General features: G+C 68.8%; 17 protein-coding genes. 13 read left to right on the forward strand and 4 right to left on the reverse strand.

Annotation, left to right across the window (positions count from 1 at the left end):
* Positions 1-141 precede the first annotated feature (141 nt).
* The 3 genes from SACMADRAFT_RS06455 to SACMADRAFT_RS06465 all read left to right on the forward strand — a co-directional run bounded on the left by SACMADRAFT_RS06455 (position 142) and on the right by SACMADRAFT_RS06465 (position 5,289).
* Entirely contained in the window at positions 142-429 is a 288-nt protein-coding gene (locus SACMADRAFT_RS06455; protein WP_040926145.1) for an acylphosphatase, read from the forward strand.
* A 176-nt stretch (positions 430-605) separates the two neighbouring features.
* A complete protein-coding gene (smc, locus tag SACMADRAFT_RS06460; RefSeq protein WP_009152985.1) occupies positions 606-4,205 on the forward strand; it encodes a chromosome segregation protein SMC in 3,600 nt (1,199 codons plus the stop codon).
* A 310-nt stretch (positions 4,206-4,515) separates the two neighbouring features.
* A complete protein-coding gene (locus SACMADRAFT_RS06465; RefSeq protein WP_332307194.1) occupies positions 4,516-5,289 on the forward strand; it encodes a DUF3239 domain-containing protein in 774 nt (257 codons plus the stop codon).
* 104 nt (positions 5,290-5,393) lie between these two features.
* Here the strand turns inward: SACMADRAFT_RS06465 and SACMADRAFT_RS06470 are convergent, their stop codons facing one another.
* Together SACMADRAFT_RS06470 and SACMADRAFT_RS06475 are read right to left on the reverse strand one after the other, a co-directional pair.
* Positions 5,394-6,902 carry a sodium:solute symporter gene (locus SACMADRAFT_RS06470; protein ID WP_009152987.1) on the reverse strand — a complete coding sequence of 503 codons (1,509 nt, stop codon included), beginning with the start codon at positions 6,900-6,902 and terminating at the stop codon, positions 5,394-5,396.
* A 9-nt stretch (positions 6,903-6,911) separates the two neighbouring features.
* Positions 6,912-8,117: an anhydro-N-acetylmuramic acid kinase gene (locus tag SACMADRAFT_RS06475; protein WP_009152988.1), complete on the reverse strand. Its 1,206-nt coding sequence runs from the start codon at positions 8,115-8,117 to the stop codon at positions 6,912-6,914.
* A gap of 132 nt (positions 8,118-8,249) precedes the next feature.
* On the opposite strand from SACMADRAFT_RS06475, the gene ftsY reads away from it, so the two are divergent.
* Entirely contained in the window at positions 8,250-9,578 is a 1,329-nt protein-coding gene (gene ftsY, locus SACMADRAFT_RS06480; protein ID WP_009152989.1) for a signal recognition particle-docking protein FtsY, read from the forward strand.
* 24 nt (positions 9,579-9,602) lie between these two features.
* On the opposite strand, the gene SACMADRAFT_RS06485 is transcribed toward ftsY, so the two are convergent.
* Complete coding sequence (locus SACMADRAFT_RS06485) at positions 9,603-10,376, reverse strand: IclR family transcriptional regulator (protein WP_009152990.1); 774 nt, start codon at positions 10,374-10,376, stop codon at positions 9,603-9,605.
* An 87-nt stretch (positions 10,377-10,463) separates the two neighbouring features.
* Between SACMADRAFT_RS06485 and aceB the strand changes: the two genes are divergently transcribed.
* The gene (gene aceB, locus SACMADRAFT_RS06490; protein ID WP_009152991.1) at positions 10,464-12,038 is read left to right on the forward strand and encodes a malate synthase A; all 1,575 of its coding nucleotides are present in this window, start codon (positions 10,464-10,466) and stop codon (positions 12,036-12,038) included.
* Between the two features lie 99 nt (positions 12,039-12,137).
* Positions 12,138-12,893 (forward strand): LamB/YcsF family protein, encoded by a 756-nt coding sequence (locus SACMADRAFT_RS06495; RefSeq protein ID WP_009152992.1) that lies wholly within the window; start codon positions 12,138-12,140, stop codon positions 12,891-12,893.
* Positions 12,894-12,899: 6 nt separating this feature from the next.
* On the opposite strand, the gene SACMADRAFT_RS06500 is transcribed toward SACMADRAFT_RS06495, so the two are convergent.
* Entirely contained in the window at positions 12,900-13,307 is a 408-nt protein-coding gene (locus SACMADRAFT_RS06500) for a pyridoxamine 5'-phosphate oxidase family protein (RefSeq protein WP_009152993.1), read from the reverse strand.
* Positions 13,308-13,677: 370 nt separating this feature from the next.
* Between SACMADRAFT_RS06500 and SACMADRAFT_RS06505 the strand changes: the two genes are divergently transcribed.
* The 7 genes from SACMADRAFT_RS06505 (at position 13,678) to SACMADRAFT_RS06535 (ending at position 22,046) form a co-directional block, all read left to right on the forward strand.
* Entirely contained in the window at positions 13,678-14,502 is an 825-nt protein-coding gene (locus SACMADRAFT_RS06505; protein WP_009152994.1) for a hydroxypyruvate isomerase family protein, read from the forward strand.
* On the forward strand, positions 14,499-15,374 hold the full coding sequence (locus SACMADRAFT_RS06510) for a 2-hydroxy-3-oxopropionate reductase (protein WP_009152995.1): 876 nt from the start codon (positions 14,499-14,501) through the stop codon (positions 15,372-15,374). The genes SACMADRAFT_RS06505 and SACMADRAFT_RS06510 overlap by 4 nt, the downstream gene beginning before the upstream one ends.
* 28 nt (positions 15,375-15,402) lie before the next feature.
* Positions 15,403-17,076 (forward strand): glyoxylate carboligase, encoded by a 1,674-nt coding sequence (gene gcl, locus SACMADRAFT_RS06515; protein WP_040925576.1) that lies wholly within the window; start codon positions 15,403-15,405, stop codon positions 17,074-17,076.
* Positions 17,077-17,311: 235 nt separating this feature from the next.
* Entirely contained in the window at positions 17,312-18,814 is a 1,503-nt protein-coding gene (locus SACMADRAFT_RS06520; RefSeq protein ID WP_009152997.1) for an FGGY-family carbohydrate kinase, read from the forward strand.
* Positions 18,811-19,488 (forward strand): histidine phosphatase family protein, encoded by a 678-nt coding sequence (locus tag SACMADRAFT_RS06525; protein ID WP_009152998.1) that lies wholly within the window; start codon positions 18,811-18,813, stop codon positions 19,486-19,488. The genes SACMADRAFT_RS06520 and SACMADRAFT_RS06525 overlap by 4 nt, the downstream gene beginning before the upstream one ends.
* Positions 19,489-19,713: 225 nt before the next feature.
* Positions 19,714-21,114 (forward strand): ABC transporter substrate-binding protein, encoded by a 1,401-nt coding sequence (locus SACMADRAFT_RS06530; protein ID WP_009152999.1) that lies wholly within the window; start codon positions 19,714-19,716, stop codon positions 21,112-21,114.
* Positions 21,114-22,046: a carbohydrate ABC transporter permease gene (locus SACMADRAFT_RS06535; protein WP_009153000.1), complete on the forward strand. Its 933-nt coding sequence runs from the start codon at positions 21,114-21,116 to the stop codon at positions 22,044-22,046. Before SACMADRAFT_RS06530 ends, SACMADRAFT_RS06535 begins: the two co-directional genes overlap by 1 nt.
* The last annotated feature ends 2 nt before the right edge of the window (positions 22,047-22,048 follow it).

Here is a 22,048-nt window from a genome sequence, read left to right on the forward strand (position 1 = left end):
GCAATGCTCCTTCGGGAGTCGCTGACAGTTGGGCCAACCGGCGCACTTCGCGCGGACAGTATCACCGGCCGGTAACCACCGGCGAGCGGGCCGGTGGCGGGTCGTGCACACTGCGTCGCCGAGGTGCGGCACGATGGGGGCGTGGTGCAGGAACAGCAGGTGGCCCGCCTCACCGCCTGGGTGCACGGAAGGGTCCAGGGCGTCGGTTTCCGCTGGTGGACGCGCAGCCGCGCGCTCGAACTCGGTTTGGTCGGCAGCGCTACCAACCTCGCCGACGGCAGGGTGGAGGTCGTGGCCGAGGGCCGCAAGGACCGTTGTGAGCGGCTGCTCGCGCTGCTGAGGTCGCCCGACACCCCGGGGCAGGTGGACCACGTCGCCGAGCAGTGGTCCGCTCCCAAGGGCGGTCTCGACGGCTTCGTGGAGCGCTGACCTCGTTACCCCAAACGGGTGGGCAAGGGTGTCGCCTGCTGAACTGCTGAGGTGAATGTGACGGCTGGGGCGGGTGTGAAGGCGCGCCCGGAGCCCGGCTACCGCGCCCCCACCGCCCGCCCGGGTAGCATCGCCTCGATCGGCAACGGGAGTCGTGAGGGGAAGGTCTACGCCGCGTGCACCTGAAAAGCTTGACGCTCAAGGGCTTCAAGTCCTTCGCGTCGGCGACGACCCTGCGGTTCGAGCCGGGCATCACGTGCGTGGTCGGGCCCAACGGCTCCGGCAAGTCGAACGTGCTCGACGCGCTGCGCTGGGTGATGGGCACGCAGGGGGCCAAGGACCTGCGCGGCGGCAAGATGGAAGACGTCATCTTCGCCGGAACCTCGGGCCGGGCGCCGCTCGGCCGTGCCGAGGTGACCCTGACCATCGACAACAGCGACGGCGCGCTGCCCATCGACTACACCGAGGTCTCGATCACCCGCCGGATGTTTCGCGACGGCGCCAGCGAGTACGAGATCAACGGCAGCTCCTGCCGCCTGCTCGACATCCAGGAACTGCTGTCCGACTCCGGTATCGGTCGGGAGATGCACGTCATCGTCGGGCAGGGTCAGCTTTCGGAGATCCTGCAGTCCAAGCCCGAGGACCGGCGCGCCTTCATCGAGGAGGCCGCGGGCGTACTCAAGCACCGCAAGCGCAAGGAAAAGGCGCTGCGCAAGCTCAACGCCATGCAGGGCAACCTCGACCGGCTCAACGACCTCACCGCCGAGTTGCGCCGCCAGCTGAAACCGCTTGGTAAGCAGGCCGAGATCGCCCGCAAGGCACAGGTGGTGCAGTCCGAACTGCGAGACGCCAAGCTCCGCCTTTTCGCCGACGACCTGGTCACCCAGCGCAGGGAGATCGAGAAGGAGGAGGCCGACGAGAAGGCCGCCCGCGCTCGCCGCGCCGAGGTGGAGCAGGCCCTCGAGGTTGCCACGTCCGAGCAGACCGAACTGGAGAACGCCCTCGCGGAGGACGCGCCGCTGCTTACCGCCGCACAGGACACCTGGTACAAGCTGTCGGCGCTGGCCGAGCGGCTGCGCGGCACGGTGCGCCTGGCCGTCGAGCGGCAACGGCACCTTTCTTCGGAAGTCGAGACCGCGGGCTCGGGGCGCGACCCGGAGGAACTGCTCGCCGAGGCGGAGCGGGCCGCCGAGCGCGAGGACGAGCTGAACGAGGCGGTGTCGCAGGCAAGGGCGATGCTGTCGGAGACGATCGAGCGGCGTGAGCACCTGGAACGCGTGGTGCAGGCTGCCGAACGCGCTCACATGGCAGCCGTGCGCGCCATCGCCGACCGGCGTGAGGGGATCGCCAAACTCAGCGGCCAGGTAGAGGCGCTTCGCAGCAAGAGCGCCGCCACCGCCGAGGAGATCGAGCGACTCACCAGCGGCATCGACGAGGCGATGGCCAGAGCCGAGACCGCCGCGGAGGAACTCGAGCGTGCCCGCGCGGAGGGCGGCGTCGAGGAGTCCGACGACGCGGGGCTGCGCGAACGGCACGACCGTGCGGTCGAGGCCAACAACGCGGCCAAGGCCAGGGTCGAGGAACTGGTGAAGGCCGAGCGCGCCGCCGAGCGGGACATCGCCTCGGAGCGTGCCCGCGTCGACGCCCTTTCCATGGGGCTCAACCGCAAGGACGGCGCGGGCGCACTGCTCGCCGCCGCCGACGAACTACCGGGGCTGTTGGGGTCCGTGGCCGCCCTGCTCACCGTCGACCCTGGCTACGAGGTGGCGCTCGCCGCGGCGCTGGGACCGGTCGCCGATGCGGTGGCGGTGCAGGGCGGTGAGGACGCCGTCGCCGCGCTGCGGCACCTCAAGGAAACCGAGTCAGGGCGGGCGGGAATCCTCGTCGGCGGCGAGCAGGCGGCCGTGCCGTCGGGGTGGCCAGCACTGCCGGACGGCGCTCGCTGGGCTCGCGACGTGGTCAGAGCCCCGGATGCGCTGCGCGGAGCGGTCGAACGTGCGCTGCAACGGGTTGCCGTCGTCAACTCGCTCGACCAGGCACGCGCCTTCGTGCGCGAGCACCCGGAAGTCACAGCCGTCACCAGGGACGGCGATGTGCTGGGAGCGCACTGGGCGGTGGGTGGTTCCGCCAAGGACGAGAGCGTGATCGAGGTCCAGGCCGCCGTGGACGAGGCGCAGGACCGGCTCGCGGCGGCCGAGCGCGTGCTGCAGCGCACGGCGGCGGAGTTGGAGGGCGCGCGTGCCGACCAGCAGGATCGCAGGGCGGAGGTGGCAGCGGCCAAGGAGGCGCTCAACGAGGCCAAGGTACGAAAGGCTCGCTCCTCGGAACGGCTCAGCAGCCTGCAACAGGCGGCCCGCTCCGCGGAGTCCGAAGTGGAACGGCTGCGAGACCAGCGCGCGAAGGTGGAGCGGAACAGGGAGGACATGCTCACCCAGCTCAACGAGCTGGAGGAGCGGCTGGCGGCCGTTTCGGACCAACCGGTCGACGAGGACCCCGACACCACCGAACGCGACGAGGCGGCCGAATCCCTCAGCGAGGTGAGGCAGGAGGAGGTCGACGCCCGGCTCGCGCTGCGCACCGCGGAGGAGCGGGCACGCGGCATCGCGGGCAAGGCGGACTCGCTTCGCCGGGCCGCCGAGGCCGAGCGCCAGGCGCGCGAACGGGCCGAGCGCGCCAGGATCGCGAGGAAGCGAGGGGCGGAGATCGCCGCCGCCGTCGTCAACGGCGGCGAGATCGCGCTCGAACGTATCGAGGTATCGCTGCGGCTCGCCTCCGAGCAGCGCGACGAGGTGCAGCGCAGGCGGGAAAGCAGGGAAACCGCGCTGGCCCAGGTGCGCTCCCGCGTGCGCGAACTCACCGGCGAGCTGGAGAAGCTCACCGACGCCGTGCACCGCGACGAGGTGCTGCGTGCGGAGCAGCGGCTGCGGCTGGAACAACTCGAAGCCAAGATCACCGAGGAGTTCGGGATCGGGCTGGACGACCTTGTCGCCGAGTACGGACCCGAGGTCCCGGTGCCGCCGGGCGCGGGGGAGTTGGCCGAGTACGAGGCGGCGAAGGAACGCGGCGAGACCGTCATGGCGCCGCAGCCCATTCCCTACGACCGGAACACCCAGGCGCGCAGGGCCAAGCGGGCGGAGAAGGACCTTGCGTTGCTGGGCAAGGTGAACCCGCTCGCGCTGGAGGAGTTCGCGGCGCTGGAGGAGCGGTACAAGTTCCTCTCCACACAGCTGGAAGACCTCAAGGCGACCCGCAAGGACCTGCTCACGGTCATCAAGGAGGTCGACGACAAGATCCTCGAGGTCTTCGCCAGCGCCTACCACGATGTGGCCCGCGAGTTCGAGACCGTGTTCTCCGTGCTGTTCCCCGGTGGCGAGGGCCGCATGGTGCTCACCGAGCCGGACGACATGCTGGCCACCGGGGTCGATGTCGAGGCGCGCCCGCCGGGCAAGAAGGTCAAGCGGCTGTCGTTGCTGTCCGGCGGTGAGAAGTCGCTGGTCGCGGTGGCGATGCTGGTGGCGATCTTCCGGGCGAGGCCGTCGCCGTTCTACGTCATGGACGAGGTCGAGGCGGCGCTGGACGACACCAACATGCGCCGCCTCATCGGGTTGCTCGAGCAGTTGCGTGCGAACTCCCAGTTGATCATCATCACGCACCAGAAGCCGACGATGGAGATCGCCGACGCGTTGTACGGCGTGAGCATGCAGGGCGACGGCATCACGCAGGTCATCTCACAGCGGTTGCGCAAGGACGACGAGCAGCCGACCCCAGCCGCCTGACCCCGGCTCTCGCCGGCGAGTCCCCCGTTCCCGTCGGCGAGTCCTGCGTTCCCGTCGGCGAGTTCTGCGCTCTCGGCCGCGAGTGCCGCGCTGCGGTGTCGGTTTCGGCACGAAGGCTCGCTCGGCTGGCTGGGCGACACGTGTGTCCGTTCGACTCCGGAACGCAGAGTTCGTGGGCCTGGGCGAGGGACTCGCGGGCAGGAACGCAGAACTCGCGGGCAGGAAGGGGGGACTCGCGGGCAGGAAGGGGGGACTCGCGATCTGTTACGAAGGGTCCCGTGGCGGCGGCAGGTCTGCCAAGATGCCCTGCATGGCAGACGACGGTTGGCCCGCTGGTGATCCGCGACGGTACTTCGACGCCCCGATCGACCCCGTTCACCTGCGGGAGAGCAGCCCCAATGTGTACCGACGCGCGATGTGGCTCGCGATCGGCATCGTGGTCGGGTGCGGCCTGCTCGCGCTCGGTGGGTGGTCCATCGTGGACGGCGGTTGGTGGGGAGTGCTGCTCGGCGTGCTGGCCGCGCTGGTCGGGCTGCTGCTGTTCGTGCGCGGACTCATCGCGAGCAACGCCACCAAACCCTTTCGCGGCGGACCGCTGGCGCCTGGCATGGTCATGGAGCAGGCCGACGACACGGTGCGGATGCTGGTGCTCGGCGAGATCTCCCGCGACCCGGCGGCCACGCCCGAGTTCGCCTACCGCCTCGTCACGTTCCGCGCCCGCGAGCAGACCCATTTCGTTCCCGGGCAGCGCATCCCGTGTGTGCTGCACGGCTTCGTCGCGCCGCCGTGGAGCGGACGCTGGTGGAGCTTCGACGCCTCACCGATCACCTGGGCCACTGCCGACCAGACGGTGCTCGACGGTGCCGCCTCCGCGATCCCGGTGCCCGAGTGGGACCAGTTGCTCGCGGGTGCGCAGCGCCTCGGCGAGATCCGCCGCAAGTGGACGCGGCTGGCGCGGGTGTCGTCCGAGGACCTGCCCGAGTCGCTGCGCAGGCCACCCACGCGGCTGGGCGTGCCGGTGGAGTGGCAGGCCGACGGCCGCGCGAGGTTCGTCGGCTCGGTCGCCGACGCGGTGAGCGTCTAACGCGACACCAGGCGACGCATCGACATTCCTTGCGCCTGTCGGGCAGCCGCCTGCCCCACCGGCCCGACGACGAACGCAACGCAGCGGCTGCTTGACAGCAAGCGTCAGGCAGCCTCCTGGTGTTGCGGTTGTCGTGCCTTGGGGTCGGGGGAGGAGTGGCGCAGCGACAGCAGCCCGCCCACCAGCAACGTCACCAGCACACCGAGCGGCACGTACCACGGAAACGCCAGCGAGGTCGGCTCTCCGTCCACCGTGAACTCGATGCCGAGCACGAAGGTGGCCGAAACCGCGATCGTGCAGCCGAAGGCCGCGATGGCGTCGGCCTGCCGTGCCCGCTTCACCAGGATGCCGAGGAAGAAGGCGCCCAGCAGCGCGCCGTAGGTGTAGCTCGCGATGCTCAGCCCCACCTCCACCACCGGCTGCTCGGTACTGGTGAACATGGAGGCGAACAGCACGAACACCCCGGCCCACAGCAGCGTCCACAGCTTCGCCCTGCTGAGCACGACCTCGTCGGGTAGCCGCCGCCTGGTCACGTGCTGGTAGATGTCGCTCACCGTCGAGGTGGAAAGCGAGTTGAGCGACGAGGAGATCGTGCTCATGGCCGCGGCCAGGATGCCCGCGATGAGCAGTCCGGAAAGCCCCGACGGCAACTGCTCGACGATGAACCTGGGGAACAGTTCGTCGGTCGCTGCCAGCCCGAGAGCTTCCGGGCTCGCGCCACGGTAGAACGACCACAGCATGGCGCCGACGAGCAGGAACAGCGCGAACTGCACGAAGACCACACCGCCGCTGGCGATGACGGCTTTCTGACTGTCCTTGACGGTGCGGCAGGCCAGCAGCCGCTGCACCATCAACTGGTCGGCGCCGTGGGAGGCCATCGCGAACAGCGCGCCACCCACGACGGCGGTGCCGAAGGCGTAGGGGTTGGTGAGCAGATCCGGAGAGAAGTCGAAGAACTGGAACTTGCCCGCGTCGAAGGCACCTGCGAACCAGCCGTCAGGCAACTTGCCCGCCAGCACCACCACCGCGGCCACGGCGCCGAGCACGTAGATGCTCATCTGCACGACGTCGACCCAGATCACCGCCCGGATGCCGCCGAGATAGGTGTAGATCACCGCGAACACCGCGATCGCCGCGATGATCACCCAGTACGGCACGTCCATGCCCAGCCCCGCCAGGACGAGCTTGACCGGGATGGCGGTGGCGAACAGCCGCACCCCGTCGGCCAGCAGCCGGGTGACCAGGAACGTCACCGAGGCCGTGCCCTGCAGCCCGTTGCCGAACCGCTTGCCGAGGAAGCCGTAGGCGCTGACCAGGTTGCCCGCGTAGTACCTGGGCAACAACACGAACGCGACCAGCACCCTGCCGATGAGGTAGCCGATCGCCAGTTGCAGGTAGGTGACGTTGCCGAGGTAGGCCACGGTGGGGACGCTGATGACGGTCAGCGTGGAGGTCTCGGTCGCGACCACGGAGAACGTCACCGCCCACCACGGCACCTGCCTGCTGCCGACGAAGTAGTCGGTGGATGTGCGCTGCTTTCCGCTCAACGCGATACCCAGCAGCGGCGTGCCGACCAGGAAGACCGCGATGATCGCGAGATCGAGTGCGCGCATTGGCATCTCCTAGCGTGTAGAAACGTTGCGCGCCACCCGCAACCGGTGCACGGGAGGCGAGGGGGGAGGCAGGTGCAGCGGTGAGTGCCCTGGCGTGATGCTGCCGAGCAGCCGCAGGCCACGCGCGCCGGTCGCGCCCGGCAGGTTGGCAGGCAACCCGTGCCAGGTGAGCCACCCGAGCAGCGCGCTGAGGTAGGCCTCCTTGGCGTCGGCAGGCAACCCCAACTCGTCGCTCGGCACCAGGCTGAGGTCGCGGCCCAGTGCGCTGACCAGCGCGGGGTTGTGAAGGCCGCCACCGGAGGTGACCACCGTGGTGACGCCGTGCCTGCCGCATTCGGCCCTGATCGTCGCCGCGGTCAGTTCGGTGAGCGTGGCCAGCAGGTCGGGGCCCGCGACGGGTGGCAGCCCCTCGGTGGCCTCGCGCAGGTAGCCGGAGTGGAAGACCTCCTTGCCTGTCGACTTGGGCGGCGGCAGCGAGTAGTAGGGCTCCGACAGTAGGCGTCGCAGCAGATCCGGGCGAACACGCCCGCGCGCGGCCAGTGCGCCGTCGACGTCGCTGTGCTGTGCCCCGCCGGTCACCTCGGCAGCGGCGGCGTCGAGCAGCGCGTTGCCGGGCCCGGTGTCGTAGGCCAGCACGGAGCCGTCGGGGTGAACGACGGTGAGGTTGGCGATGCCGCCGATGTTGAGGGCGGCCACCGGCTCCGCCGCCTCTTCGGCGGATGTTCGTAGCCACAGCGCGTCGAGTGTGGCCGCCAGTGGCGCGCCGTGCCCACCGGCGGCTATGTCCCTCGCCCGCAGGTCGGCCACCACCGCGAGGCCGGTGCGTTCGGCGACCCAGGCCGGTTGACCCAGCTGCAGCGTGCCGAGCGCGGTGCCGTGCTCGACCCAGTGGTAGAGGGTCTGGCCGAGTGAGGCGACCAGGTGTGCTCGGCCGAGTGCGAGGCGGTGCACCCCGGCCTCGGCCGCTTCGGCGAACGCCTGGCCGACCAGCGTGTCGAGCCTGGTCAGGCTCTGGGCGTCGCAGCAGGCCGGTGGCAGCGCGGTGTGCAGTTCCTCGCGCAGGTCGGGCGGGTAGTCGAACTCCAGCGCGCCGAGTGGGTCGAGCACCAGTTCGTCACCGTCGCGGTGGAACTGCGCCACCGCCACGTCGATGCCGTCGATCGACGTTCCGGAGATGAGCCCGACGACCCGCAGAGCCGCGCTGCTAGCTGCCACGGCAGTGGTCTAGTCCACGTGGCGTGCACCGCGCAAGGTTTGGGTGCGTCTTTGCCGCGAAATTCGTATCGGAGGTGGACTCTTCACCACGCGGTCAGGGGCACGCTGCCTGCGACGACGACGGATGCGAGGATGGCAATCGTGTCAGACACCTTGATGTGGATCGTCATCGCTGTTGCCGCCGTCGTGGTGGTGGCGCTGGTCGCGGGGTTGATCGTCGCGCGTAACCGCAGGATCAGCCTCGAGCGCGAGCGGGAGGAGAAGCCCAAGGCAGGCCGTTACCAGGCGGGTGGTGGCATCGCGTTCGCGCCCGGCGGGGAGGACGCGCCACCCCGGCATCCGGTCGAGGAGCGCACCGAAGCCGACGGTGAGCCAGGAGTCGGCGACGACGCGGCCGTGCCGAGGGACGCACCACGGCGGGGTCTGGTGGATGTCGGCCTGCCGGAGGAGCAGCCGCTGCCGCAGCCGAGGCAGGCGCCGGAGCCGGAGGTTCCCGCAGCGCCGCCGGAGCCCGAGCCGGAAGAGGTGCCGTCGGCAGAGGGACGCATCGAACGGCTGCGAGGCCGGCTTTCGAAGTCCCGCTCCGCGCTCGGGCAGAGCCTGCTCGGCCTGCTCGGCGCAGGCGACCTCGACGAGGATTCCTGGCAGGACGTCGAGGACACGCTGCTTGTCGCGGATCTGGGTGCGTCGACCACCACCGAGATCGTGCAGCGGCTGCGTGCCCAGCTGTCCGCGCGCGGTGTCCGCACCTCCGACGACGCAAGGGCGCTGCTGAGTGAGGTGCTCACCGAGGCGCTCGGCGCCGACTCCGATCGCGCGGTGCGTGCGCTCCCGCACACGGTGGACGGTACGAAGCAACCCGCGGTGGTGCTGGTGGCCGGCGTCAACGGCACCGGCAAGACCACCACGACCGGCAAGCTCGCCAGGGTGCTGGTGTCGCAGGGCAGGAGTGTGGTGCTCGGTGCGGCCGACACCTTCCGTGCCGCCGCCGCCGACCAGTTGCAGACCTGGTCGCAGCGGGTGGGCGCCGAGGTGGTGCGTGGCAAGGAAGGAGCCGATCCCGCCTCGGTGGCGTTCGACGCCGTCAAGCGGGGGGTCGACGCCCAGGCCGATGCCGTGCTGATCGACACGGCGGGCAGGTTGCACACCAAGACCGGGCTCATGGACGAGCTGGGCAAGGTCAAGCGGGTGGTTGAGAAGCAGGCCAAGGTGGACGAGGTGCTGCTCGTCCTCGACGCCACGACCGGGCAGAACGGGCTCGCCCAGGCGCGGGTGTTCTCCGAGGTCATCGACGTCACCGGGATCGTGCTGACCAAGCTCGACGGCACGGCCAAGGGCGGCATCGTCTTCCAGGTGCAGCGCGAGCTCGGAGTTCCGGTCAAACTCGTCGGGCTCGGTGAAGGACCCGACGACCTCGCGCCGTTCGAGGCCGCCGCCTTCGTCGACGCACTGCTCGACTGAGCGAACCCGGGCCGGGTTCGGCCGTCACGCGGTGAGGTCGCGGGCGGAAAGCTGCTGCGACAACTCCCCGGCGATGTGCCGCACGATCGGCGCGATGCGCTCGACGGCATCGTCGGTCAGCCTGCCCTCGGGGCCGGACACCGACACGGCTGTGGGAGTCGGGGCGCCGAGCACGGGTACAGCCAGGCAGCGAACACCGAGCTCCTGTTCGGCCTCGTCGAGTGCGTATCCCTGCTTCGCGACGATGCCGAGATGATCGAGAAACGCGTCCGGGTCGGTGTGGGTGTGCTCGGTGTAGGCGGGCATCCCGGTGCGCTCCAGCAGCGCCCGCACCTCGTCGGCGGGCAGGTGGGCGAGTATGGCCTTGCCCACGCCGGTGCCGTGCGGCAGCAACCTGCGACCCACCTCGGTGAACATGCGCATCGAGTGCCGCGAGGGGACCTGCGCGACGTAGACCACCTCGTCGCGCTCGAGCACGGCGAGGTTGGCCGTCTCGCCGACCTCCTCCACCAGTTCGGCCAGCAGCGGCCGCGCCCAGGTGCCGAACTGCAGGCTGGCGTTCTCGCCGAGCCGGATCAGCCGTGCTCCCAGTGCGTAGCGGCGGTTGGCGTTCTGCCGCACGTAGCCCAGCGCGACGAGGGTGCGGATGAGCCGGTGGATCGTGGGCATGGGTAGCCCCGAGGACGTCGCCAGCTCGGAGAGACTCGCCTCACCCCCGGTGTCGGCAAGCCGCTCGAGCAGCTCGAACGCCCGCTGGAGCGACTGCACGCCGCCGGCTGCTGATCTCTCGGCCGCCACACTGACTCCTCTCGCGTTGAGCTTCCGCAATGTAGAAACTATAGTCCGAGATATAAAACAAGATGATCGTTATTTTGGGGTGTTCGCATGTCTGATGTTCGCGTGCTCGGCGATGCCGTCGAGCGTGGCGACGAGGTCTTGACGCAGGAAGCGCTGCGGTTCCTCGCTGATCTTCACGACGCCTTCGCCGCGACGCGGGACAAACTGCTCGAGGCTCGCGTGCACCGGCGAGAGGAGGCCAAGCGCACCGGCAGGCTGGACTTCCTCCCGGAGACCAGCCAGATCCGCGAGTCGCAGTGGCAGGTCGCCGAGGCGCCGCCCGCGCTGCGCGACCGAAGGGTCGAGATCACCGGTCCCACCGACCGCAAGATGACGATCAACGCGCTCAACTCGGGCGCGAAGGTCTGGCTCGCGGACTTCGAGGACGCCAACACCCCGCACTGGGCCAACGTCGTGTCCGGCCAGGTCAACCTCTCCGACGCGATCAGGGGCACGATCGAACTGGACAGCGGCGGCAAGCACTACGCGCTGCGCGACGACGTCGAGCACGCCACCATCGTGGTTCGCCCTCGCGGCTGGCACCTCGACGAGCGCAACCTGGAGATCGGTGGCCGCAAGGCCGTCGGAGCGCTGGTCGACTTCGGGTTGTACTTCTTCCACAACGCCAAGGAACTGCTCCATCGCGGCAGCGGGCCGTACTTCTACCTGCCCAAGATCGAAAGCCATCTCGAGGCGCGGTTGTGGAACGACGTGTTCACCCACGCCGAGCGCGCGCTGGGCATCGAACACGGCACGATCCGGGCCACGGTGCTCATCGAGACCATCCCCGCCGCGTTCGAGATGGAGGAGATCCTCTACGAACTGCGCGAGCACGCCTCCGGGCTGAACGCGGGTCGCTGGGACTACCTGTTCAGCATCATCAAGTACTTCAGGGACGCGGGCCAGAAGTTCGTGCTTCCCGACCGCAACAGCGTCACGATGACGGCGCCGTTCATGCGGGCCTACACCGAACTGCTCGTGCGTACCTGCCACAAGCGCGGCGCGTTCGCGATCGGTGGCATGGCCGCCTTCATCCCGAGCAAGGACCCCGAGGTCAACGAGAAGGCCTTCGCGAAGGTCCGCGACGACAAGGCCCGCGAGGCCGGTGACGGTTTCGACGGCTCGTGGGTGGCGCACCCGGGCATGGTGGCGCTGTGCCGTGAGGAGTTCGACAAGGTGCTCGGCGACAAGCCGAACCAGATCGACCGCCTGCGCGAGGACGTGCGGGTCACCGCCGACGAGTTGCTCGACATCGAGTCGACGGCGGGAAGCGCCACCATGGCAGGCCTGCGCGGTGCGGTGGACGTCGGCGTCCGCTACATCGCCTCCTGGCTCGGCGGTAACGGCGCGGCAGCGATCCACAACCTGATGGAGGACGCCGCCACCGCGGAGATCTCGCGCTCGCAGGTGTGGCAGTGGGTGCGCAACGGTGTGCGGCTCGACACCGGCGACGAGGTGACCGAGGAACTGGTGCGCTCGGTGCTCGGTCAGGTGCGTTCCGAACTCGCCGACGTGATCCCAGCCGACCAGCTCGACCAGGCCGTTGAGCTGTTCGAGGAGGTCGCGCTGGCGCAGCGGTTCGCCGACTTCCTGACGCTGCCCGCATACGAACGCATCAAGTAGTCCCGACGCCGGTGGTGGTGCGGCCGCGGCAGTGCCGCGCCACCGGCTTCGCTGTGTCGGTCGGGCGTGAAATGCGATTACGCTTGGTGTGTGGCTGACGTGGTGATCGACCTCAACAGCGACCTCGGCGAAGGGTTCGGTGCGTGGTTCTCCGGCGACGACGAGGCGCTGCTGAACGTGGTGACCAGCGCGAACGTCGCTTGCGGGTTCCACGCGGGTGACCCCTCTGTGCTGCGCCGGGTGACCGAGCAGGCCACCGAGCGGGGTGTGGTGATCGGGGCCCAGGTGGGCTACCGGGACCTGGCCGGATTCGGCAGGCGCTTCATCGACATGGACCCGCACGAGTTGGTCAACGACGTGATCTACCAGATCGCCGCACTCGACGGGTTCGCGAGGGTCGCGGGTTCGAAGGTGCGCTACGTCAAGCCGCACGGTGCGCTGTACAACGCCGTGGTGAGCCACGAGGAACAGGCCGCCGCGGTCGTCGAGGCAGTGCGCCGCTACGACCCGCGGCTTCCGCTGCTCGGCCTGCCGGAGTCGCAGCTGCTGCGGCAGGCCGAGGAAGCCGGACTCTCCACCGTGCCGGAGTCCTTCGCCGACCGGGCCTACGGTCCGGACGGCAAGCTGGTTTCCCGCCGTGAGCCGGGAGCCGTGTTGCACGAGCCGGATGAGGTGGTCAAGCGCAGTGTGCGGATGGCCACCGACGGCACGGTTACCGCCATCGACGAGACCGTCATCACCGTGCGGCCACGGTCGCTGTGCGTGCACGGCGACACGAGGGGAGCCGTCGAGCTCGCACGGCGGGTACGCGAGGCGCTCACCGAGGCCGGTGTCGAGGTGCGCCCATTCGTCTGACTCGGCTCAGCCGGCCAGTGCCAGCCTGCGGCCGGTGATCTCCGCGGCCCGAAGCCGCATGCAGCGGTCGTGCCTGCCGGGTGCCCACGGCCGGTGGTTGGGGTCGCTCAGCCGCACGAGTTGGTCGATGTCGGTGACGAACTCCGCTTTGCCGAGTACCACCACGCTCCAGCCGGTGTGACTTCGTGGGTCGATCTGGTCCACCTCGAATGCGATGACCGAGCCGTCCAGCCTGCTGATCCACGTTTCCTGGGACGCTCTCACGATGATGTCGCGTCCGTCGAGCAGGTAGTTCACCGGGCGAATCGCGGGCAGGGCGTTCTCCGTGAACACCAGCCGGCCGACCGGTTGTGAGCGCATCAGACCGAGGCACTCGGCTTCGGTGATGTTCTGAATCTCGATCGTGGGAGTCATCATGACCTCCGGCCGCGGCGGGTGTTGTCTCTGCCCCGACCTTCCACCAGAGGGGGGACCCCTGAGCAGGGCACAAAGGCCCTTCTGTGGCGGCCGATCAGCTTCGGTCACCGGCGACTTTTGTTGAGCGGTTCGGTCTGACCTCCTCGGCCGCGGGCAGGCACGCCGCGGGTCGTCCTTGATCCACACGGCCCCGTTCCGATGCCTATGTGAGTCCGAAATGGACGGAATGCGGAACACGCTGCCGCAGGCGCGATACCCAGCGTGCTCACCTGCCGACCGTTGACGTTCCCCGGAAGCGCCAGTTACTGTCATAGTACGAAAACTTAATTTCGTATTGTGAAATTACCTGGAAGGGGCGTGGGGCCTCATGGCTGAGCAGTCCGGCGCGCGGCATCGCCTGCGCTACGACGTCAACCTGTCCATGCTGTTCACCGAGCTTCCGCTGCTGCGAAGGCCCGAGGCAGCCAGGAAGGCCGGGTTCGACGCGATCGAGTTCTGGTGGCCCTTCCAGCAGGCCGTGCCGGATGACGCCGACGTCGACGCCTTCGTCAGCGCTGTTTCCGATGCCGGTGTGCGGCTGGTCGGGTTGAACTTCTTCGCGGGCGACATGCCCTCCGGCGACAGGGGTCTGGTGTCCTGGGTCGGCAGGGAGACCGAGTTTCGCGACAGCGTCGATGTCGCGATCGGGATCGCGCGGCGGCTGGACTGCCGCACTTTCAACGCCCTCTACGGCAACCGCATCGACGGCGTGGAACCCGCTCGGCAGGATGAGCTCGCGCTGTCCACTCTGGACTACCTCGCGGGCGTGGTGGAGCCGGTCGGCGGCCAGGTCGTGCTCGAGCCGCTTTCGGCGGCACCGAAGTACCCGCTGCGCACCGCGGCCGAGGCGGTAGCCGTGCTCGACAAGCTGGGTAGGGCCAACGTCACGCTGCTGGCAGATCTGTACCACCTCGCCGTCAACGGCGACGACCTCGGCGGTGTGATCGACGAGTACGCCGGTCGCGTCGGTCACGTGCAGGTGGCCGACGCACCGGGACGAGGCGAACCGGGCTCGGGCGAACTCGACATCGACGGCTGTCTCGCCGCTCTCGAATCGGCCGGATACGCCGGATACGTGGGACTGGAGTACAAGCCGACCAGCGACAGCCAGTCATCGCTGCACTGGCTGCCGCGCGAACGGAGGGCGTTGTGAAGATCGGATTCATCGGGCTCGGCATCATGGGAACGCCGATGGCCGCACACCTGGTGGCCGCTGAGCACACGGTGCGCGGCTACGACGTGGTGCCCGGGGCACTGGACAAGCTGGTCGCGGCAGGCGGCAGCGCGGCGAAGTCGGTGGCCGACGCCGTGGACGGTGCCGAAGTGGTGATCACGATGCTGCCCAACCACCCGCAGGTGGAGCAGGTCGTGCTCGGTGAGGGCGGGGTGCTCGAATCGGCCAAACCGGGCGCGCTGCTCGTGGACATGAGCACGATCAGGCCGGAGACCTCGATCGAGGTGGCCAGAGTCGCGGCGGAGAAGGACATCCGGGTGCTCGACGCGCCGGTGTCGGGAGGCGAGGCGGGGGCCAAGCAGGCGAACCTGTCCATCATGGTCGGGGGCGAGGAATCGGACTTCGCCGCGGCCAAACCGCTGCTGGAGGTCATGGGCAAGACGATCGTCCACGTCGGACCGCACGGTGCGGGGCAGGTGGTCAAGGCCGCCAACCAACTCGTCGTCGGTGGCATCTACGCGCTTGTCGGTGAGGCGATCGTGTTGATGGAGGGTTGCGGTGTGGACGCGGGCACCGGGCTGGACGTGCTCGCAGGCGGACTGGCGGCCAACCGCATTCTCGACCTCAAGCGCGAGTCGATGGTGGCGAGGCGGTTCGAGCCGGGTTTCCGGATCGACCTGCACCACAAGGACATGGGGATCGCGATGGCCGCGGCGCGGCAGGCCGACGTCTCGCTGCCGATGACCGGCCTGGTCACCCAGTTGGTCGCGGCGGCGAGGGCGATGGGCCACGGCTCGCTCGATCATTCGGCACTGCTGAAGGTGACCGAGCAACTGTCCGGCAGGGCGTGAGGAGACGAGGATGCCGAAAGTTCCGGTTATGCAGGCCGTCGTCGATGTGCTGGCATCGGAGGGAGTCGACACCACGTTCGGCTGCCCCGGCGCCGCGATCCTGCCGCTCTACCAGGCAATGCGGGAAAGCGACATCGAGCACCTGATCGTCAGGCACGAGGAGGGTGCGACACACATGGCCGACGGCTGGGCGCGTACCACCGGCAAGGTGGGTGTCGCCATCGGCACGTCCGGCCCCGCCGGCACGAACATGATCACCGGGCTCTACACCGCGCAGGCCGATTCCATTCCGATCCTTTGCATCACGGGGCAGGCGGTGTCCACGAAGCTGCACCAGGAAGCCTTCCAGGCCGTTGACATCGTGGAGATCGCCGCCCCGGTGACCAAGTGGGCGGTACAGGTCAAGGAAGCCGCTCAGGCACCGTGGATCTTCCGGGAGGCGTTCCGGATCGCCAGGTCGGGCCGTCCCGGACCGGTGCTCATCGACCTGCCGCTCGACGTGCAGAAGCAGGAGATCGAGTGGGACTCCACGATCGACTCCCCGCTGCCCGTCGTACGTCCCGCACCCACGCCCGCGCGGGTGGAACGCGCTTTGGACATGCTGCTTGCCGCGCAACGGCCGCTGATCCTCGCCGGTGGCGGGGTGGTACTCGCCGATGCCAGTGAACGACTACGAGCGGTGGCGGAACGGCTCGGCGTGCCGGTGAGCGTCACGCTGATGGGTAAGGGCAGCTTCCCGGAGGACCATCCGCTGTTCGCGGGTATGGCGGGCATCCAGACCTCGCAGCGGTGGGCGAACGCGGCGTTTCTGGAGTCGGACCTGGTGCTCGCGCTCGGTGCCCGGTTCGGCGACCGCCACACCGGCGCGCTCGACGTCTACCGGGGTGAGCGCAAGTTCATCCACGTCGACATCGAGCCGACCCAGCTGGGCAAGGTGTTCGGGCCGGACCTGGGAGTCGTCTCCGACGTGGGTTCATTCCTCGACGCACTCGAGGTGGCCGCGGAACAGCGGGCGGCACCGGTGGACCCCGCGGTGTGGGTGAACCGCATCGCGGAGTTGCGAGAGGAACTGCCCAGGCGGGAGGACTTCGACACCGTCCCCATCAAGGCACCACGGGTCTTCAAGGAGATCAACGACTACTACGGCGAAGACACCTACTTCGTGACGGCCATCGGCCTCTACCAGATCTGGTCCGGACAGTTCCAGCGCACGCACAAGCCACGGCACTACCAGGTGTGCGGGCAGGCAGGCCCACTCGGCTGGGAGATCCCCGCCGCGATCGGGGTGAAGAAGGCCTGCCCCGGTGCCGAGGTGGTGGGCGTGGTCGGGGACTACTCGTTCCAGTTCCTCGTGGAGGAACTCGCCGTGGCGGCACAGTACGACGTGCCGTTCGTGCTCATCATGCTCAACAACGAGTACCTGGGTCTGATCCGGCAGGCCGAGCAGGGCTACGACATGAACTTCGAGGTCGACCTGCACTACGACGAGTACGGCACCGACAACGTCAAGATCATGGAGGCCTACGGCTGCTCGGGAATCCGGATCGTCGAGCCCGACGACATCAGGGCCGCGCTGGAGTGGGCCCGTAAGGAAACCGAGCGCACCAGCCGCCCGGTGCTGGTGGAGATCATGATCGAGCGCGAGGCCAATGCCTCGATGGGCACCGCGCTGGACAACGTGGTGGAGTTCGAACCGTCGTGAACCGCCGCCCCGTGGACCTGCAATGCGGGCTGACGGGCTGCAAGAAGCGACCTCGCCCCCGGCGAAACGGCACTGCCGCAGTGCCCGCCCGCCGGGGGCGACGTACTGCCGGGGGGATCGGCGAACGACACCCGCCTCCCACTCCAGCTACGGGCTGCCCTTCGGTTCCTCTTATCGATCGATGATGTTATTTTCACATCAAAAGTAACAGCGTTGATCGCGAAGAGGTGGCGGGATGGACGAGCGCCCGGAAGGGCCTTCCCGGCGCGCGTGGCTCGGCATCGACGTGGGCACCCAGAGCGTGCGTGCCCTCGTTGTGGGTGAGCGGGGAGCGGTACTCGGTGCGGGCTCGGCCGCGTTGACCAGCAGGCGCGGGCCGGACGGCAGACACGAGCAGGACCCCGAATCCTGGTGGGACGCGCTTGCCGTCGCCACCCGCGAGGCGCTCGGCCAGGCAGGCTCGCCCGCGTTGGCCGCGATGGCCTGCTGCGCCACGTCGGGAACGGTGCTGCTGGTGGAGCAAGACGGCGACGACCCGGCAAGGCCGCTGACGCCGGGGCTGATGTACGACGACGGCAGGGCCGTGGCGCAGGCGCGACTGGTGCGGGAGCAGACCGTGCCCGCGTGGCAGGCCGCCGGACTGCTACCGCAACGATCGTGGGCGCTGCCGAAAGCGATGTGGCTGCTGCGAAGCGGTACCCGGCCGGGTGCGCGGCTGGCTCACCAGTCGGACTTCATCACCTCTCGGCTGATCGGAACACCGTCGGCGACCGACACCAGCCACGCGCTGAAGACCGGGGTGGACCCCGTGCGGGCGCAGTGGCCGGTCGACGCGCTGGCGGCACTCGGTCTCGCGGTGGAGCGGCTGCCCGACGTGGTGCGCCCCGGCACGCTGCTCGGCCGGGTGTGTCCCACCGCCGAGGAGCGCACCGGTATCCCCGCGGGCGTCCCCGTCGTGGCCGGGATGACCGACGGCTGTGCCGCCCAACTCGCCGCCGGCGTGCTGGACCCCGGCCGGTGGAGCTTCGTCGTGGGAACGACGACGGTGCTCAAGGGCGTGACCGAGACGGTGCTGCGCGATCCGACCGGGGTGCTGTACAGCCACCGCTCGCCCGACGGGTACTGGTGGCCCGGCGGCGCCTCCAGCACCGGAGCCGGGCTGTTGACGCGGGAGTTCGACAGTTCCGCGTTCGCGAGGTTGGAACGGCTCGCCGCCGAGCGGGAGCCCGCCGACTGCGTGACCTACCCCCTGACGGAGGTGGGGGAGCGGTTCCCGTTCCATCACCCCGAGGCGAGCCGTGTCACGCTCGGGACGCCCCGGGACGACGCCGACTGGTTCGCCGCGATCCTGCAGGGCGTGGCCTTCGCGCAACGACTGAGTCTGGACCACGTTCGCGGCCTGGGGGCCGAGGTGTCCGACGAGGTCACGGTGGCGGGCGGCGCCACGAGAAGCGCGTACTGGACGCAGTTACAGGCCGACATTCTCGGTCGTGCCGTCGTCGTTCCGCGCACCGCGGAGGGAGCCGTAGGCATGGCCGTGCTGGCGGCCTCCGCGACAGCCGGTGACCTTCGCTCCGCGGCCGCGCGCATGGTGGGGATCGCCCGGGTCCACCAGCCACGGCAACAGAACACGCGACGCTTCGCCGAGCCCTACGCCCGGTTGGTCACCGAGTTGGCCAAGCGCGGCTGGATCGGCGATGAGCTGCTGGCCACGGCACTGGCGGGGACGGCGAGTTGAGCGAGGCCGGCCCCGAGACGGTGCTGCTGCTGTTGCGGCACGGCGAAACCGCCTTCCACGAGGGCAACCGCTACTGCGGTCGCACCGACGCCCCGCTGACCGAGCGCGGGTTGCGGCAGGCCGAGCGGCTGGCGCGGTGGGCGGCGCTCGCAGGCCCGACCGTGGTCTACAGCTCACCACTGGCCCGTGCCGTTCGTACCGCGCAGCGAGCCGCGTCGGCCGCCCGCGTGCCGCACCTGCTGGACGAGCGGCTCACCGAGGTCGACTTCGGCCGGGCGGAGGGGCTGACCAGCGAGCAGATGCGGCAACGGTGGCCGCGAGAGCGGGCGGCTTTCGAACGTGATCCCGTCGGCAATCCGCTGCCGGGCGGGGAGAACCTCGCGGCGGCGGCCGAGCGTGGCACAGCGGCCGTGCACGACATGGTCGGGCGCCATCGCGGCGGGACCGTGCTGGTCGTCTGCCACAGCACGCTGCTTCGGCTCGTCACGTGCACGCTCCTCGGCATCGACCTGGCCCGTTACCGACGCAGGTTCCCGGTAGTGCACAACACCAGCGGCGCCGTGCTCGCCATGGCCGAGCCCGACCGCTGGCGGTTGGTCGCGTTCAACCCGCGGCTGTCGGCGGATGTGGATGGGGAACCGGGATTCCGGCTACCCGGGCAAAAGATCAGATAACACGAGATGCTGTTAACAACACTTGACTTCGTGTGAAGTAGTCGTCAGACTCTCTTTCCGTCACAACGTCTGTGGCGCGGCGCACATCGAGGCATGTTATCTGTGCGAGTTGATAACAGACCCTGGTTGGGCGCCAGCCCGAGTCCGGAGGGTTCGTTAACAGCTATGAAGCACAACCACCTCGCAGACAGTGTCGTCGCAGGGCGTGGGATGAGCCGGCGCCGAATGTTGAGCCTTCTCGGTGCCGGTGTCGCGATGGGCGCGAGCGCACCGCTGCTGAACGCATGCGGCTTCGGCGGCGGACCGGCTGATCAGGGCGGCGACTCGGCGGCGAACGCCGTCACCGGTGCCTTCGACTGGAAGAAGCACGAGGGCAAGACCGTCCGGCTGCTGATGAACAAGCATCCCTACACCGACGCGCTCAAGGCCCACCGCGGTGAGTTCGAGCGCGAGACGGGCATGAAGCTGGCGATCGACGAGTTCCCCGAATCCAACTACTTCGACAAGGTCACCCTGGAACTGCAGTCGCGTCAGGGAAACTACGACGCCTTCATGCTGGGTGCCTACATGGTCTGGCAGTACGGCCCACCCGGCTACCTCGAGGATCTGAACCCCTGGATCAGCAACGCCTCGGCGACCCACGCGGAGTTCGATCCGGACGACTTCTTCCCCAACCTGCTCACCGCGGGCCAGTGGGACTTCAACAACGGTGCCCAACTGGGCACCGGTGGCAAGCAGTGGATGCTTCCGTGGGGGTTCGAGACCAACACGGTGTGCTACCGCAAGGATGTCTTCGACAAGCTCGGGCTGCGCCCCGCGGAGAGCTTCGACGACCTGATCGACATCGCGGCCACCATCAAGCGCAAGGCGTCCGGCGCCGGGTTCGGCGACATGTACGGCATCGCGGTGCGCGGCTCCAAGGAGTGGGCCACGATCCACCCGGGATTCATGACCATGTACTCCCGGCTGGGGCTGAAGGACTTCGAACTGGTCGACGGCAAGCTCATTCCCAGGATGAACTCCGAGCAGGCCGTCGACTTCACGGGCAAGTGGGCGCGGATGGTGCGCGACTCGGGACCCTCCGGTTGGACCTCCTACACCTGGTACCAGGCGTCCAGCGATCTGGGTGCGGGCAAGGCGGGCATGCTGTTCGACGCCGACATCGCCGCGTACTTCCAGAACTCCGACACACCCGCGGCGGGCAAACTCGCCTGGCACCCCGGTCCGAAGGGGCCCGACGGGTCGCTGGCCACCAACATGTGGATCTGGTCGTTGGGGATGAACGCGGCATCGAAGAACAAGGAAGCCGCATGGCACCTGCTGCAGTGGGCGACGTCGAAGAAGCACCTTGCCTACGCCGCGACACAGCAGCAGCACATCGACACCGTGCGGCAGTCGGTCGCGTCCTCCGGGGAGTACAAGCAGCGGCTCGGCGGTAACACCGGCTTCCTGGAGACCTTCGAGACGGTCATCGACCAGACGAAGATCCAGTTCACGCCGCAGGCCAACTTCTTCGACGCCACAACCTCGTGGGCGGCGGCGCTACAGGAGATCTACGGCGGCGCCGACGCGAAGTCCACCCTGGACCGGCTCGCTCACGACCTCGAAGGAAGGGTCAACGGCTGATGTCGGTCACCGCCCAAGCCGAGGCACCAGCGTTGCGGGACGCGCCGCGAGTGTCCTCGCGGCGTCGGGCCCTGTGGCCCTACCTGCTTTCGGTTCCCGCGGTACTGCTGTGCGTCGGCATCCTGTACCCGTTCTTCCTCGGCGTCTCCTACACGGTGTTCAACTTCTCGGCCGCCAACCCGCAGCCGGACGTCGTGTGGTTCGACAACTTCGCCAACCTGCTTTCCAGCGACGCGTTCTGGCATTCCGTGCGAGTGACGGCGACGTTCGCGATCGTGGCCACCGCGGTCGAGACCGTGCTCGGTGTCGGGGTGGCGCTGCTGCTCAACCGCAGCAGCCTCATCGGCAAGCTGTTCGAGCGCATCCTGATCGTGCCGCTCATGGTGGCGCCGATCCTGGCCGCGATCATGTGGAAACTGCTGCTGCTTCCCGAGGTCGGCTGGGTCCGACCGATCCTGGAAGCGGCGGGCATCAGCGGCTACAACGGCACCGACTCCGCCCTTTCGGCGTTCGCGTGGGCCGTCGTGGTGGACGCCTGGATCTTCACGCCGTTCGTCGCGATCATCGCGTTGGCGGGGCTGCGTTCGCTGCCCCGCTCACCGCTGGAGGCGGCGGCGGTGGACGGCGCGGGATGGTGGTTCACCTTCCGCAAGCTGACCTTGCCGATGTTGTGGCCGTACGTGCTGGTCGCGGTGATCTTTCGGCTGATGGACAACCTGAAGATGTTCGACGTGATCTTCGGGCTCACCGCGGGCGGTCCGGGAGAAGCCACAACCACCATGCAGATCAGCGCGTACCTCGAGGCGATCACCTACGCGCGATACAGCAGAGGGTTGACGTACATGTTCCTGCTATGGGCGGTGGTCTTCGTGATCTCGATGTTGCTGGTGCGGTATCTGCGCCGGATCCAGAACCGAGCGGCGGGGGTGTGAAC

This window comes from Saccharomonospora marina XMU15, assembly GCF_000244955.1.
GTDB classification, from domain to species: domain Bacteria; phylum Actinomycetota; class Actinomycetes; order Mycobacteriales; family Pseudonocardiaceae; genus Saccharomonospora_A; species Saccharomonospora_A marina.

Coding starts and splice junctions, on each gene's coding strand:
- SACMADRAFT_RS06465 (WP_332307194.1), top strand. CDS start 4,516: ATGGCAGACGACGGTTGGCCCGCTGGTGATCCGCGACGGTACTTCGAC.
- SACMADRAFT_RS06470 (WP_009152987.1), bottom strand. CDS start 6,902: ATGCGCGCACTCGATCTCGCGATCATCGCGGTCTTCCTGGTCGGCACG.
- ftsY (WP_009152989.1), top strand. CDS start 8,250: ATGGCAATCGTGTCAGACACCTTGATGTGGATCGTCATCGCTGTTGCC.
- aceB (WP_009152991.1), top strand. CDS start 10,464: ATGTCTGATGTTCGCGTGCTCGGCGATGCCGTCGAGCGTGGCGACGAG.
- SACMADRAFT_RS06500 (WP_009152993.1), bottom strand. CDS start 13,307: ATGACTCCCACGATCGAGATTCAGAACATCACCGAAGCCGAGTGCCTC.
- SACMADRAFT_RS06505 (WP_009152994.1), top strand. CDS start 13,678: ATGGCTGAGCAGTCCGGCGCGCGGCATCGCCTGCGCTACGACGTCAAC.
- gcl (WP_040925576.1), top strand. CDS start 15,403: ATGCAGGCCGTCGTCGATGTGCTGGCATCGGAGGGAGTCGACACCACG.
- SACMADRAFT_RS06520 (WP_009152997.1), top strand. CDS start 17,312: ATGGACGAGCGCCCGGAAGGGCCTTCCCGGCGCGCGTGGCTCGGCATC.
- SACMADRAFT_RS06530 (WP_009152999.1), top strand. CDS start 19,714: ATGTTGAGCCTTCTCGGTGCCGGTGTCGCGATGGGCGCGAGCGCACCG.
- SACMADRAFT_RS06535 (WP_009153000.1), top strand. CDS start 21,114: ATGTCGGTCACCGCCCAAGCCGAGGCACCAGCGTTGCGGGACGCGCCG.